The organism is Planococcus sp. MSAK28401 (assembly GCF_018283455.1).
Taxonomy (GTDB): Bacteria; Bacillota; Bacilli; order Bacillales_A; family Planococcaceae; genus Planococcus; species Planococcus alpniumensis.
The window spans coordinates 1,025,739-1,039,890 of the sequence record NZ_JAAMTH010000001.1 but is presented as its reverse complement, the minus strand read 5'-3'; the positions used below and the strand labels follow the sequence as shown (position 1 = coordinate 1,039,890).

Annotated in this window: 12 protein-coding genes; 1 reads left to right on the top strand and 11 read right to left on the bottom strand. The window is 50.3% G+C overall.

Features of this window, described 5'->3' with window-relative positions; genetic code table 11:
* Positions 1 to 167 precede the first annotated feature (167 nt).
* The 4 genes from rlmD to G3255_RS05195 all read right to left on the bottom strand — a co-directional run bounded on the left by rlmD (position 168) and on the right by G3255_RS05195 (position 4,114).
* Positions 168 to 1,529: a 23S rRNA (uracil(1939)-C(5))-methyltransferase RlmD gene (gene rlmD, locus G3255_RS05205; RefSeq protein WP_211653603.1), complete on the bottom strand. Its 1,362-nt coding sequence runs from the start codon at positions 1,527 to 1,529 to the stop codon at positions 168 to 170.
* Between the two features lie 88 nt (positions 1,530 to 1,617).
* Entirely contained in the window at positions 1,618 to 1,728 is a 111-nt protein-coding gene (cydS, locus tag G3255_RS20375; RefSeq protein WP_425281635.1) for a cytochrome bd oxidase small subunit CydS family protein, read from the bottom strand.
* A gap of 14 nt (positions 1,729 to 1,742) precedes the next feature.
* Positions 1,743 to 2,771, bottom strand: coding sequence for a cytochrome d ubiquinol oxidase subunit II (locus G3255_RS05200; protein WP_211653602.1), 1,029 nt, complete (start codon positions 2,769 to 2,771; stop codon positions 1,743 to 1,745).
* Positions 2,771 to 4,114: a cytochrome ubiquinol oxidase subunit I gene (locus G3255_RS05195; RefSeq protein ID WP_211653601.1), complete on the bottom strand. Its 1,344-nt coding sequence runs from the start codon at positions 4,112 to 4,114 to the stop codon at positions 2,771 to 2,773. The genes G3255_RS05200 and G3255_RS05195 overlap by 1 nt, the downstream gene beginning before the upstream one ends.
* Before the next feature lie 199 nt (positions 4,115 to 4,313).
* On the opposite strand from G3255_RS05195, the gene G3255_RS05190 reads away from it, so the two are divergent.
* Complete coding sequence (locus G3255_RS05190) at positions 4,314 to 4,748, top strand: NUDIX hydrolase (RefSeq protein ID WP_101189869.1); 435 nt, start codon at positions 4,314 to 4,316, stop codon at positions 4,746 to 4,748.
* 54 nt (positions 4,749 to 4,802) lie between these two features.
* Here the strand turns inward: G3255_RS05190 and G3255_RS05185 are convergent, their stop codons facing one another.
* From G3255_RS05185 to ligA, 7 genes are all read right to left on the bottom strand, one after another.
* The gene (locus G3255_RS05185; RefSeq protein WP_211653600.1) at positions 4,803 to 5,717 is read right to left on the bottom strand and encodes a diacylglycerol kinase; all 915 of its coding nucleotides are present in this window, start codon (positions 5,715 to 5,717) and stop codon (positions 4,803 to 4,805) included.
* A gap of 100 nt (positions 5,718 to 5,817) precedes the next feature.
* Complete coding sequence (locus G3255_RS05180) at positions 5,818 to 6,378, bottom strand: thioredoxin family protein (RefSeq protein ID WP_211653599.1); 561 nt, start codon at positions 6,376 to 6,378, stop codon at positions 5,818 to 5,820.
* A 1,305-nt stretch (positions 6,379 to 7,683) separates the two neighbouring features.
* On the bottom strand, positions 7,684 to 9,114 hold the full coding sequence (gatB, locus tag G3255_RS05175) for an Asp-tRNA(Asn)/Glu-tRNA(Gln) amidotransferase subunit GatB (protein WP_211653598.1): 1,431 nt from the start codon (positions 9,112 to 9,114) through the stop codon (positions 7,684 to 7,686).
* On the bottom strand, positions 9,111 to 10,580 hold the full coding sequence (gene gatA, locus G3255_RS05170; RefSeq protein ID WP_211653597.1) for an Asp-tRNA(Asn)/Glu-tRNA(Gln) amidotransferase subunit GatA: 1,470 nt from the start codon (positions 10,578 to 10,580) through the stop codon (positions 9,111 to 9,113). The genes gatB and gatA overlap by 4 nt, the downstream gene beginning before the upstream one ends.
* An 18-nt stretch (positions 10,581 to 10,598) precedes the next feature.
* Positions 10,599 to 10,889 (bottom strand): Asp-tRNA(Asn)/Glu-tRNA(Gln) amidotransferase subunit GatC, encoded by a 291-nt coding sequence (gatC, locus tag G3255_RS05165; RefSeq protein WP_058381395.1) that lies wholly within the window; start codon positions 10,887 to 10,889, stop codon positions 10,599 to 10,601.
* A gap of 100 nt (positions 10,890 to 10,989) precedes the next feature.
* Complete coding sequence (locus G3255_RS05160; protein WP_211653596.1) at positions 10,990 to 12,120, bottom strand: CamS family sex pheromone protein; 1,131 nt, start codon at positions 12,118 to 12,120, stop codon at positions 10,990 to 10,992.
* A gap of 12 nt (positions 12,121 to 12,132) precedes the next feature.
* Complete coding sequence (ligA, locus tag G3255_RS05155; RefSeq protein ID WP_211653595.1) at positions 12,133 to 14,139, bottom strand: NAD-dependent DNA ligase LigA; 2,007 nt, start codon at positions 14,137 to 14,139, stop codon at positions 12,133 to 12,135.
* Between the last annotated feature and the right edge of the window lie 13 nt (positions 14,140 to 14,152).

The following is a 14,152-nucleotide window of genomic DNA, read 5'->3' as shown; positions in this document are numbered from 1 at the left end:
GACTACTTCCCTGTCACGTAAAATATTCCTTCCACCTAAAGTCCCCAGTTTCGTTTTCCTCTGCCATAATAAAACCCCCAATACTGTTCAAAGAACAATCATTGGGGGTCGACTATTAAATTTCATTATTTTCCATAAATCAATAATTCATTCTTATTGGAAGCCCATCAACTTCTCGTTAGCCACGCGACGCATTCGACATGGGTCGTCTGCGGGAACATATCGACCGGCTGGACTTCCTGCGTCCGGTAGCCGCCGTCTTCCAAGATGCGCAAATCGCGTGCCAGCGTCGCCGGGTTGCAGGAGACGTAAACGATGCGCTCTGGCTTCTGTTCGAGCATCGTTTGAAGAAGCGCTTCGTCGCAACCTTTGCGCGGCGGATCGACGACAAGCACATCCGCTTGTTTGCCGTCTTTGTACCAACGCGGAATGACTTCTTCGGCGGGTCCTGCTTCAAATAAGGTATTCGTAAAGCCGTTCAAATCGGCGTTGCGTTTGGCGTCTTCGATCGCTTGCGGGACGATCTCGACACCCATGACGAATTTTGCGCGCTGTGCAAGGAACAGCGAAATCGTGCCGATGCCACAATACGCATCGATCACCGTTTCCGTTCCTGTCAGTCCCGCGTAATCAAGCGCCTGCCCGTATAGTACTTCCGTCTGTTCCGGGTTGACTTGATAGAACGATCGCGCGGAGATCTCAAAGCGTACATCGCCGATCCGGTCTTCGATGATGTCTTTGCCCCATAGATTGATCGTTTCATTCCCGAAAATGACATTGGTCTTTTCTGGATTGACGTTCTGCATGATTGACGTGACCTCAGGCAATGCCGCACGAATTGCTTCCACGGCGCGCTCTGCTTGCGGGAATTTCTGCTTCTTCGTCACCAACACGACCATCAATTCGCCCGTCACGCGCCCTTTTCGCAGGACGACGTGGCGCAGCATGCCGCGATGCGTCTTTTCTTCATACGGCTCGATGCCCATATCCTGCAAATTACGCTTGAGCGACGCCATCAAAATATCCGCTTCCGGTGTCTGGATCAAGCAGATATCGGTATCCGCAATACGGTGTGAGCGCGGCTGGTAAAAACCAGCGACGACACGGCCATCTTCTTGGCCGAACGGAATTTGCGATTTGTTGCGGTAGCGCCACGGATTGTCCATGCCTTTGACCGGATGGACCGGCACGTCCGGCAATTTGCCGAGACGTGCCATCGCATCGCGCACCACTTTTTCTTTGTATTTCAATTGGCCTTCGTAGGACAGGTGCTGCAATTGGCAGCCGCCACATATCTCAAACACCGGGCAAGGTGCGTCGATGCGGTCTGCGGATTTCTCTTCGATCGAGATGAGTTTCGCAAAGCCGTAAGATTTCAATGTTTTCAATACATGCACCGTTACGGTCTCACCGGGCAAAGCATCTTTGATGAACAGCGGGTAGCCGTCCACTTTGGCAACGCCTGCACCATCATGCGTCAAGTCTTCGACATAGACGGACAAGCGGTCATTTTTCGTTACTGGTTTCATTACGTTCACTCCATTTCACATTGACTTATTGTAACATATCCGCTTTTTAAGCAGTAAAAAACTGTGGCGGGAAATTCCCGCCACAGCTTTATTTTTTTTCTTTCGTTACCGGGCCATCTTTCAGTGATATCCAGAAACCGACGGCAATCGCCAGGATGATCACCAGAAACGGCGCATAGAAAATGAAGAAATCATTCATCTTTCACAGCCTCCTTAGGCATGATAATCCGATTTCCCTTTGACGTAATCTTTGTCGAATAGGAACAGGCGGAATAATAGATAAAGCGACGGCAGCAATAGCCCCAGCCCTGCGATAAAGGCGATGATCAAGGCGATCGCCATCGATTCATTCGTGAAGCTATCGTAAATCGTCAGGTGCGGATACAGCAAATACGGGTAATGCGACGCCCCGTAGGCAAAAAACGCGGTAAAGAACTGGCCGACGAGCAGGATGAACGCCAAGCCGTAATTGCGCTTTTTCCAGATCAAGAACACGGTACCCAGGAACAACAGGAACGACAGCGCGAACATCCACCATAGATCGAGCAAGCTCGCATAATGTTCCGGGTTGTGCCCGCGAAGTTCAAAAATGATGCCGGTCGCAGTGATGATTGTCGGGCCGGCCCAAATCAGCGCATACTTGCGGACAAGTTGCGTCGCTTTCTCGTCTCCTGCTTTCCACGCATACCACGTCAAGAACACGGCGGAAATATACAGCACCGCTGCAATGCTCAAGACGACGATGCTCCACATCAAGGGGCTTGTAAACAGCGCCCAATAATCAAGAGAGGGCTGCCCGCCCTCCAGGCGCATAAAGCCGCCTTCTGAAATGGCCAGCACCGGCGACAGTGCCGCCGGAAGCATTAGGCCGGATAAACCGTACATATAGATATAACCGCGGTGGTTGATCTTCGCGCCGTAAGTAGCGAAGGCATAATACGAACCACGCACTGCCAGCAAAATAAGCGCAATGCTTGCCGGCACGAGAAGCGTCGTGCCGTAATAGAACGCTGTCTGCGGGAAGAACCCGATGATGCCGACGAAGAAGAACACGAAAAAGACGTTCGTCACTTCCCATACTGGCGACAGATAGCGCTGAATGATGCCTGTCAGAATATGCTGTTTGTCGGAAAAAGCACTGTAAGCGTTAAAGAATCCGGCGCCGAAATCAATCGACGCCACGATGACGTAGAGGAACAAAAACAGCCAAAGAACGGAAATCCCGATAATTTCGAGTGTCATTATTCTTCACCGCCTTTTACGGATTCACGTTGTGCCAATTCTTTCTCGACTGGGTTGCGTTTGTACATGCGTGACAACACGACAACCGTTCCGATTCCGAGAATGACATAGAGGCCGGCGAACAATACGATCATCAAATCGACTTGCCCGCTTGTCGTTGCCCCTTCACTGGTCTTCATATAGCCGCGCAAGATCCACGGCTGCCTGCCGACTTCCGTGAACCACCAGCCAGCCTGTATCGCGAGCATCGCGAGTGGCCCGCTCAGTACAGTCAGCCAGCGGAACCATTTCCTTGTGACAATGGACCAGCCGCGCCACGCTCCGACGACGTAAACGAAGGAGAAGAACGCGAGCCACATGCCGAGGGTGACCATCGTATCGAAGAGGTAATGGATCCACAGCGGCGGAATTTCATCTTCCGGGAAATCATTCAAGCCGATGACTTCACCGCTTGGTACACCGTGCGCCAAAATGCTGAGCGCGTATGGAATGCGGATTGCGTATTTCGGCTCTTCGCCGTCCAATACACCGAACAACACCAGTTCAGCTTCCGATCCCGTTTCAAAATGCCATTCGGCAGCCGCCAGTTTCTCTGGCTGGTATTCAGCCAAGTATTTCCCTGAAAAGTCGCCGATGATGGCGGTCGCAACCGAAAAGACCAGCGCGAGCTTCATTGTCAGGAACAATGCTTTTTTGTGGTAAATATGATTCGACCCACGCAGCAAACGGAAGGCAGCGATCGACGCCAACACAAAGGCGCTCGTCATGAATGCTGTCGACAGGACGTGCGCGACTTTTGTCGGCACGGCTGGACTGAACATCGCGAGCAACGGGCTCACATTGACCAGCTCGCCGTTCAACACATCAAACCCTTGCGGCGCATTCATGAATGAATTGACGATGGTGATAAATACAGAGGAAGCAGCCGCTCCGAGCGCAACCGGAATCAGCAATAGAAAATGCTTGCGCTGGTCTTCAAAACGGTCCCACGTATACAAATAGATTCCGAGGAAAATCGCTTCAAAGAAAAACGCGAAGACTTCCATGAACAGCGGAAGCGCAATGACGTTCCCTGCCATTTGCATAAAGTTCGGCCACAATAATGATAATTGCAGACCGATTGCGGTACCGGTCACGACCCCGACCGCTACCGTGATAACAAATCCTCTCGCCCAGCGCCGTGCTAGGAGAATGTAATGTTCGTCTTTTTTTCTGATCCCGACCCATTGGGCGATCATGATCATGAGCGGGACCCCTACACCGATCGTCGCGTAAATGATGTGGAAAGATAGGGTCATCAAGGTCAGTATCCGGCTCATTAAGGCCGTATCTTCAAATCCCAAATTTCTCGTCCCCTTTACATGGGCCAAAGCACAGCCCGTTATATGTTTTATTGTACCTCAAAGGCCCTCCCATAAACTTCTGCGAGGCATCCGATTCTGCCCGATGTTTGAATAAGCTGTGACAAAAGGAAAACATCCCCATTGAAATTTTGCTGAATTTTTAGTATTCTATAATGAACAAAAGAAAAGGATGATTCATATGGAAACAAGCAGAAAGGTATTTGCCTATATTACGAGAGGTGAAGAAAACAACCGAGAATTGCTCGTATTCGAGTACAAAGGCGAACCCGAAGTCGGATTGCAAGTGCCAGGCGGAACGATTGGGGAAGACGAATTATTGATTGATGCCCTGTACCGCGAAGTGAAAGAAGAAACTGGCTTGCCGCGCGATGTGCTGGAATTCGTCGGGAAAATCCACAAATACAATTACTACCCGGCGCATAAAGACAAAGCGTACGAGCGCAACATCTTCCATTTTGAATACACCGGTGAAAAAATCGACGAATTCGAACATACCATCAAAAGCGAAGGGCGCGATAATGGCCTTATCGTGCAGTATCGCTGGGAGCCGATTGAAGGCTTGCCGAAGCTTGCGGCGGACCAGGACGAAGCGATCGAATTGCTGGAATACTGATCTATCAAAAAAAGCGATCCACTCATTCCCATTCGGGTTGAGCGGATCGCTTTTTCATTTGCGGTCTTTTTCTTTGATATACTCCAGCGGCACGAACATTTCAATATGGCGCTCCAAGTTTTCGAAAGTAGCCGGCAAAATGCCGCCGAACTCGCCATCAAGGTTCAACAATACGCGTTCATTGGAAGTCACGGAAATCTTGCTCGCTTTCACATACAACACATGCGGGTCGGATAAATGCTCCCCGCGAAGCGCAAGGGATGCCACACGGATAAATTCCGCCATATTCAATTCCTTCAAGATGAGCAAGGTGAATTTCCCGTCGTTGATGCTGGCATCCGGCGCCAGTTTTTCAAAACCGCCGACGGAATTGGTCAAGCCGATCAAAAACATCATTGCTTTATCGTCGAACACTTGACCGTCGTATTCGATGCGGACACGGGAAGAGCGAATCGAAGGAATCATCTCGATGCCTTTCAAATAATACGCCAATTGGCCGAGTACTGTCTTGAGCTTGCTCGGGACTTCATACGTCAATTCGGTCAAACGCCCGCCTCCTGCAATATTGACGAAATAGCGGTCATCGTTCATAACTCCGATATCGACAGGGATCGATTCGCCTTTGATGATGATATCGACAGCGCGGTTGATGTCGCGTGGGATGCGCACAGCTCGAGCAAAATCATTGGTCGTGCCCATCGGAATCAAGCCCACTTTCGGGCGTACCGGGTATTTGGCAATTCCGGAGACGACTTCATTGAGTGTCCCGTCCCCGCCGACTGCCACCACCAAATCAAATTTCCCCTCGACTGCATATTCCGCCGCTTTCACTGCGTCCCCTTCACAGGTAGTCGCATGGCAGGACGTTTCGTATCCTGCGATTTCCATCTTTTCCAACACTTCCGGAAGGTGGCGGCGGAACAATTCCCTGCCGGATGTCGGGTTATAAATTATGCGTGCTCGTTTCATCGGATTCAGCCTTTCTGGACCATTCTATAGAAACAGGACATGACAGGGCTGCAGAAAGTTCCCGCGGACGGGCATTCTGCAGCCGGCTGTCTGTATAGGGTTAAGCCAAACTTTTCTGCAAGCTCTTGCGAATGTCTTCATACGTATCTTGCCAGAGCTCCGGATCGGACGTGAAACGGTCGGATATCTCCCCGATTACCGTTTTCCAATGCAGCTCGTATTGATGATCTTCTTTTTCCGGCAGTTTCGCTCTCTTTTCATCGACCATCTGCTGGACTTTCGGTGAACGCGGCCCCCACGAACCTTTGACTTCCCCGCTTTCGGATAGGAAAATGTATTTCGGGATCGACTTGCCGCCATTCGTCAAATAACGGTCCATAAGTTCGGGGTTGTCGTCGCGGTAAACGCAGCGGACTTCGAGATCCGCCGCTTCTGCCAATTTCCGGAGAATCGGATTGACCATCATCGCATCGCCGCACCAATCCTCGGTAATCGCCAAGATGTTCAATTGCTGCTGTTTCAGCATATCGATAAATTCCGGATCATTCGGCAACTCGAATTTCTCATAGATCGTGTAGGTTTTTTCCTGATTGGATTCCATCTGCGCCATATATTTCTCCAGTGAGATGGCATGCTCAAAATATTCCAGTTCCGTCATCATTCTATCACGTCTCCTTACAAAACAGTTTACCTGTTCTTTTCCCTTTGCGGCAAACTTTTAAGCAAAAAGCTGTGGAATTGTTCCAAATTAACTCTACATTTCGCAGTCGGTTGCTGTTTTATAATGCAGAATGCGGAGCAGTAAGTTAGACGTGAGAGCGAGATGGATAATTCATTATACATTTTATCACGAGATAGCCGCCTCTTGCTTTGGGCTGGCCTTTCGTAATGAGCCGAGAAGTGCGCTTAGCTGGACTTGATAGTGAAATGAATCGTTCTTTGATTATTTCATCGTAAAACAGTCGCCTCCCGCTTTGGGCTGGCCTCTTGCAATAAGCCAAGAAGATCGCTTGTCTTATTGCATCGGCTCACCCATGTGCGCGGTTCGGCTTTTAGATTTCATTGGATGTTACGTGCGAAGAAGCGTCACTGTTTATTGTCTTCATCCGCTGGTATCGTCGCTTGGCTGGACTTGATAGTGAGATGTATTGTCCGTTGATTATTTCATCATGAAGCAGTCGCCTCCCGCTTGGGGCTGGCCTCTTGCAATGAGCCAAGAAGAGCACTTGCCTCATTGCTTCGGCTCGCCCTTGTGCGCGGTTCGGCTTTTAGATTTCATTGGATGTTACGTGCGAAGAAGCGTCACTGTTTATTGTCTTCATCCGCTGGTATCGTCGCTTAGCTGGACTTGATAGTGAGATGAAATGTCCGTTGATTATTTCATCGTGAAGCAGTCGCCTCCCGCTTTGGGCTGGCCTCTTGCAATGAGCCAAGAAGAGCACTTGCCTCATTGCTTCGGCTCGCCCTTGTGCGCGGTTCGGCTTTTAGATTTCATTGGATGTTGCATGCGAGGACGCGTCTTTTTTTATTATATTCGTCCGCTGGTGAAGACGCCTAGCTAGAGTTGATAGTGGAAAAGATGGTTCACTAGCTATTCTTTACGCAATTACAAAGCTGTCCAAAACTATTCATACTAATTTCAGTGACAGTTGAATTTCATTTCCCCACTATACTTAGAGATGAAGCGGAAAGGGGCCGACGCCTGAGGGACCGCGCGGGCTGGCGAGACAAATGTGCCGCGTTCTTTGCGGCACATTGGCTCAACACCCGCCCTGTACCCGGGCAGCTGAAAACGCGACGTCCTGTCGCATCAGCTGCATGACCTGCATCCTGCAGGCCTCAAGCGTGCCCCTTGGAGCGGAATCTCAAGGAAATAACATTTCGACTACCAGATTTAACTTTTGGATCGCATTCACTAAAATACACCACAAAAAAAGGATAGCTCACTGAGCCATCCTTTTTCTGATTAACGTTTCGCGATTTCCTCGAGGAGGATTTTGTTCAAGAGCGGCGGGTTGGCCTGCCCTTTTGTCGCTTTCATGATTTGCCCGACGAGGAAGCCGATTGCGCGGTCTTTCCCGTTCTTGTAATCTTCGATCGACTGCGGGTTGGCATCCAAAGTATTGGTGACGTACTCGAGCAATACCTTTTCGTCCGAGATCTGCACCAAGCCTTGCGCTTTGACGATCTTGTTCGGGTCGCCGCCTTTTTCGATCAATTCCTTGAAGACTTTCTTGGCGATTTTTGAAGAAATCGTGCCTTCGCCGATCAATTTGATCATGCCGGCAAGTCCCTCTGGCGTAAGTTCTGTATCCTCAAGCTCTTTATTCTGAGCATTAAGGTAAGCAGACACTTCGCCCATCAGCCAGTTTGATGCCAGTTTCGCATCAGCGCCGGCTTTGACGGTCGCTTCGAAGAAATCGGAAATCGGCTTCTGCAAAGTCAATACCATGGCGTCATATGACGACAAGCCAAGTTCTGATACGTAGCGGGCTTTGCGGGCATCCGGAAGTTCCGGAATTTCTGCGCGCACGCGCTCGAGCCATGCATCGTCGATAACGATATCAACCAGATCCGGTTCTGGGAAGTAACGGTAATCATCCGACCCTTCCTTGATGCGCATCAGCAAGGTTTTGCCAGTTGATTCATCATAGCGGCGTGTTTCCTGCTCGATGATGCCGCCTGCAAGCAATACTTGCTCTTGGCGGATCTGTTCGTGCTCCAAGCCTTTTTTGACGAAGTTGAACGAGTTCAAGTTCTTCAGCTCAGTTTTCGTGCCGAATTCATCACGGCCGTATGGACGCAAGGAGATATTGGCGTCGCAGCGCAGCGAGCCTTCTTCCATGCGCACATCGGAAACGCCTGTGTACTGGATGATCGATTTGATTTTTTCCAAATACGCATACGCTTCTTCCGGCGTGCGGATATCCGGCTCCGAGACGATTTCGATCAATGGCGTGCCTTGGCGGTTAAAGTCGACAAGGGAATGGCCGTTGCCGGTATGCGTCAGTTTGCCGGCATCTTCTTCCATGTGCAGGCGCGTAATGCCGATGCGTTTTTTCTCGCCATTCACTTCAATTTCCAACCATCCGTGCTCGCCGATCGGCTGATCGAATTGGGAAATCTGGTAGGCTTTCGGGTTATCCGGATAGAAATAGTTTTTACGGTCGAATTTGGTGTGGCGCGTAATCTCACAGTTTAACGCAAGTGCCGCTTTCATCGCCCAATCGACTGCCGTTTTATTGACGACTGGCAATACCCCAGGGTAGCCAAGGTCGATCACGTTTGTGTTGGTATTCGGTTCAGCACCGAAATGAGCCGGGGAAGGCGAGAACATTTTGGATTCCGTCTTTAGTTCGACGTGGACTTCAAGCCCGATGATCGTTTCGAAATTCATTGTGCTGCTCCCTCCCATGTTTGCGGTGTTTCTTTATGGAACTCGGTCGCCTGCTCAAAAGCATCCGCGACGCGGTAGACGGTTTCTTCATCGAAATAATTGCCGATGATCTGCAAGCCGAGCGGCAAGCCATTGTCGAATCCGCATGGGACTGAAATGGCTGGCACGCCTGCCAAGTTGACAGGGATTGTCAAGATATCGTTCGCATACATTGTCAGCGGGTCATCGATGATTTCACCGATCTTGAATGCCGGTGTCGGCGTTGTCGGCCCGACGATGACATCGAAGTTTTCGAAAGCTTTATCGAAATCCTGCTTGATCAAGGTACGCACTTTTTGCGCTTTTTTATAGTAAGCGTCGTAATAGCCCGAGCTGAGTGCGTAAGTTCCGAGCATGATGCGGCGCTTCACTTCGTCGCCAAAGCCTTCAGAGCGTGTGTTCATGTAAAACTCAAGCAGGCTGCCGGCTTTTTCCGTACGGTAGCCGTAACGGATGCCGTCGAAACGGGACAAGTTGGACGATGCTTCAGATGAAGCCAAGATGTAATAAGTGGAAAGCGCGTATTTGGAATGTGGCAAGGAAATCTCTTCCCATGTTGCGCCTTTTTCTTCCAATACTTTCAGTGCATCTTTCACGGCTTGTTTCGATGCTTCGCTGACGCCTTCTGCGAAATATTCTTTCGGCACGCCGATGCGAAGGCCTTGGATATCGCCAGTCAGTGCCGCTGTGAAGTCAGGCACTTCAACATTGGCGGATGTCGAGTCTTTTTCATCGTGGCCGGAAATGGCATTCAGAAGAAGGGCGTTGTCTTTGACTGTGCGGGTGATTGGGCCGATCTGGTCGAATGATGACGCATAGGCAATCAACCCGAAACGAGAAACGCGCCCGTATGTCGGTTTCATGCCGACGACGCCGCAGAACGCAGCCGGTTGGCGGATCGATCCGCCAGTATCGGAACCGAGTGTGAACGAAACTTCACCTGCTGCAACAGCCGCAGCCGAGCCGCCTGAAGAACCGCCAGGAACGGTTTCCAGGTTCCACGGGTTTTTTGTGTTTTTATAGTAAGAGTTTTCATTGGAAGAACCCATTGCGAATTCATCCATGTTCAATTTCCCGACGATGACCATTCCTGCTTCGCGCAATTTATCCACAACCGTCGCGTTGTAAATCGGGTTGAAGCCTTTCAGGATCAAGCTTGATGCTGTCGTCTCCAATCCTTCCGTGACGATATTATCCTTCACGCCGATCGGCAAGCCGAAAAGCGGACCTCGTTCACCTGCATCCGTTTGGTCCATTTCAGCTGCTTGCTTTGTTGCCTGTTCTTCATTCAAAGCCAAGAAGGCATCGACTTTCGGGTCCAGTTCCTTGATGCGCTTGAATGTCGCTTGCGTCAAATCCGCAATCGTCAATTCTTTGCTATGTAGTAACTCCTGCAATTCTTTTGCAGTTTTATCAGCTAACTTCATCTTTTTCCCTCCTCACAATCAGTCCAGAATCGTCGGCACACGCACTTGGCCGCCTTCATGTTCTTTTACGTTTTTCATCACCAATTCACGCGGCAAGCCTTCAATCGACTTGTCTTCACGCATCACATTGACTAGCGGCAATACATGCGTCGTCGGTTCTACATTTTCCGTATCCAATTCGTTCAGCAATTCCATCGCATTGGTGATCGCTTCCAATTGATCCGCAAAATGCACAGCTTCCTCGTCTGTAATTGCCAAACGCGCCAAGTGGGCCACTTCGATTACTTCTTCTTTTGTCATTTTCGCCATTTTTTACACCTCCGGATTCAATAAACATACGGTCTATCATACCATTTTTCTAAAAAAATGAATAGAGACAGCCAACTGGCTGCCCCTTTAAATTGCACACTTACTCGTAAATATGGACAACCGGTTCCGTTTCCCCGGCTTTCCGTAAAATGAGTGCTTCCGCGCCATTGGTCGACGTGACGTTCACTTCAATCTGGATATCGTCCGGGAAATGATCCAAGATCAGGCCGGTGACATATTGCGTAAAGCCGATCACTTCAGCCGAGCCATAAAACTGGATCGGGATTTCGATTTTCATCTCCTGCAATTGGCCGCTTTGATAGAAGCCTTTGCCGATGACGCTCGTGAAATTCGAGAAGTACAATTCGACATCTTGCTTGAAATTGCGAAATGCCGTATCGATATCCCGGTATTGCTCGTCCGTCCCGGAAGTCGGGAATACGACATACTCTTCGTCGACATCATTCCAGTTTGCCACTTCCGTCTCGCCTTTCGGGGCAGCGCCGTAAGAGAAGTAGGTGCCGGGTGTCATCGCGTTACGGCTGTTTTGTGCGAATAAAGCGACGAGGATCGGCACATCCGCCATTCCTTCTTTCTCCCTTAAGCGCTTGACGATTTCATCAGCCATCCGTTTGCCTTCTTCAGCGATCTGATCTTGAGGAATCGATTCTTCGTATGGGATATCGTCCGTCGAGCTATAATAAACTGTGTTCATGGCAAGCCCGATGGAAACCCCGCCGAGACGGATTTTGTCTTCCTCGGTTTTGACAAGGTAATTTTGCTCAAGGATGTGCGCCAGCAGTTCCGGTTGCGGGCGTTCGCCCCCGTCCGTCTCCGCTTGGCTGCGGCCGTCCTCTGGGTTCAGCCCTTGTGGATTATCTTTGCTTTTGCGCTGGAGCCAAAGCGAAGCTTCTTCATCGGTGATTTTTTGGCCTTCCTGGAAATAATAATCATCCGGTGAGAACTGCTGCTGCGATAGGCGCAATAATCCGTGCTCCGCTTCTTTGATATCGTAGCGAGAATTCAGCCGGCTGACGATTTTTCCGCGGGTGGCACTTTGCTTATACGGTAATAGCGTCCGGTAATATTGATCATCCAATTGCATGCTCGGGATGATCGCTGTTTCCGCCTCTTCTTCTTCTGTGTTGATCACTTCCGCCTCGTCATTTCCGGAAGGGACACATCCCGAAAGCAACAATATGCTGATCGGGATCCACCAAATGCGTTTCATATGCTAATCTCCTTATTCGTTCAATTCCATAAGCAGGCGTTCTTCATTCCACACTTCCACACCGAGATCCTGCGCTTTGTCGAGTTTGGATCCGGCTTCTTCGCCAGCAATCAGCAAATCGGTTTTCTTGCTGACGCTGCCGCTCAATTTGCCGCCGAGTGCCTCGATCCGTTCGCCGGCTTCCTGACGCGTCATGTTTTCCAACTTACCGGTCAGCACAATTTTCTTGCCGGCAAACGCATTGGCGCCTTCTTCTACGCGGACGATTGTGCCCGTATAGGATAAATTGACGCCCCGCTCGCGCAAACGTTCCACAAGTGCCAAAACTTCTTCTTTTTCAAAATACGTAACAACAGCATCTGCCATCTTGTCGCCGATTTCGTGGATGGCAATCAATTCTTCCAAGTTTGCCTGCTTCAATTGATCCATCGAGCCGAAATGCTCAGACAAGATGCGCGCCCCGCGTTCGCCTACGTGGCGAATGCCAAGGCCGAACAATAAGCGTTCCATTGAATTGCTCTTCGAATCCTCTATCGCCTCGATCAAGTTGCTGGCGGATTTATCGCCCATACGCTCGAGTTCTAACAATTGCTCTTTCGTCAAAGCGTAAAGATCCGAAATATCCTGGATTAGCCCTTCACGGTATAATTGCTCAATCACTTTCTCACCGAGACCGTCAATATTCATGGCATTGCGCGACACGAAATGAATCATGCCTTCGACGATTTGCGCCGGGCATTTCGGATTGACGCAGCGCAGCGCCACTTCTCCTTCAATGCGCACCAGTTCACTTGCGCATGCAGGGCATTCGGTCGGCATTTCAAACGGCTGTTCATCGCCAGAGCGCATTTCGATCAGCGCCTTGACGACTTCTGGAATGATGTCGCCCGCTTTACGGATGATGACTTTATCATTGATGCGGATATCGCGCTCCCGGATCAAGTCTTCATTATGGAGTGACGCACGCTGCACTGTAGTGCCGGCAACAGCAACCGGTTCCAGAATAGCTGTCGGGGTGACGACGCCGGTCCGGCCGATGCTCAACTCGATATCACGCACGGTCGTCATCACTTCTTCTGCCGGGAATTTATAGGCGGTCGCCCATTTCGGGCTTTTCGCCGTGAACCCAAGGTCTTGCTGATGCAAGAAGCGGTTGACTTTGATGACGATGCCATCGATTTCATAGCTCAGCTTATTGCGTCCATCTGTCCATTGTTCAATGTACGCCAGCACTTCTTCCACCGAGCGGCAAACTTTCCGCTCGCCGTTCGTTTTAAAGCCGAGATCCGTCAAATATTGAAGCGACTCGTCATGGTTGTTCAAGCCGTAAGTTTCCCCGTCGCCGCCGATGCCATAGATGAAAACATCCAAATTGCGCTTGGCGGCAATTTTCGAATCCAATTGGCGCAAAGAACCAGCTGCAGCATTCCGCGGGTTAGCGAATAATTCTTCGCCCCGCTCTTCGCGGTCTTCGTTAAGTGCATGGAAGGATTTTTTCGGCATAAACACTTCGCCGCGCACTTCGATCGATACCGGCTCTTTTAATTTAAGCGGTATCGAGCGGACTGTGCGGAGGTTGACCGTAATGTCTTCTCCGACACGGCCGTCGCCGCGCGTCAAGCCGCGCACGAATTTGCCGTTTTCGTAATGAAGCGAAACGGCCAGGCCGTCAATTTTCAGTTCGCACACATATTCGACCGAGTCCCCGGCACCGCCGCGCACGCGTTTATCGAAATCACGCAAATCTTCTTCATTGAAGACGTTCGACAAGCTGAGCATCGGACGCTCGTGTCGAACTTTCTCGAAATTCGACAAGGGTGTGCCGCCGACCCGCTGCGTTGGGGAGTCCGGGAAAATCAAATCAGGGTAAAGGGTTTCCAGCTCGATCAAATCGTTGAGCAATTGATCGTACACGGCATCCGGCACGCTTGGCTTGTCGAGCACATAATAGGCATGCCCATAGTTGCGGAGCAATTCATTCAATTCGGTTACACGTTCTTCAGCTTTGATGCGGTCCATTCGAGTTCCTCCA

What these genes read in the sequence shown, in the direction of transcription:
- rlmD (WP_211653603.1), bottom strand. Translation starts at nt 1,529, where the DNA reads ATGAAACCAGTAACGAAAAATGACCGCTTGTCCGTCTATGTCGAAGAC.
- G3255_RS05185 (WP_211653600.1), bottom strand. Translation starts at nt 5,717, where the DNA reads ATGAAACGAGCACGCATAATTTATAACCCGACATCCGGCAGGGAATTG.
- G3255_RS05190 (WP_101189869.1), top strand. Translation starts at nt 4,314, where the DNA reads ATGGAAACAAGCAGAAAGGTATTTGCCTATATTACGAGAGGTGAAGAA.
- G3255_RS05160 (WP_211653596.1), bottom strand. Translation starts at nt 12,120, where the DNA reads ATGAAACGCATTTGGTGGATCCCGATCAGCATATTGTTGCTTTCGGGA.
- G3255_RS05180 (WP_211653599.1), bottom strand. Translation starts at nt 6,378, where the DNA reads ATGATGACGGAACTGGAATATTTTGAGCATGCCATCTCACTGGAGAAA.
- gatC (WP_058381395.1), bottom strand. Translation starts at nt 10,889, where the DNA reads ATGGCGAAAATGACAAAAGAAGAAGTAATCGAAGTGGCCCACTTGGCG.
- G3255_RS05200 (WP_211653602.1), bottom strand. Translation starts at nt 2,771, where the DNA reads ATGACACTCGAAATTATCGGGATTTCCGTTCTTTGGCTGTTTTTGTTC.
- ligA (WP_211653595.1), bottom strand. Translation starts at nt 14,139, where the DNA reads ATGGACCGCATCAAAGCTGAAGAACGTGTAACCGAATTGAATGAATTG.
- cydS (WP_425281635.1), bottom strand. Translation starts at nt 1,728, where the DNA reads ATGAATGATTTCTTCATTTTCTATGCGCCGTTTCTGGTGATCATCCTG.
- gatB (WP_211653598.1), bottom strand. Translation starts at nt 9,114, where the DNA reads ATGAATTTCGAAACGATCATCGGGCTTGAAGTCCACGTCGAACTAAAG.
- gatA (WP_211653597.1), bottom strand. Translation starts at nt 10,580, where the DNA reads ATGAAGTTAGCTGATAAAACTGCAAAAGAATTGCAGGAGTTACTACAT.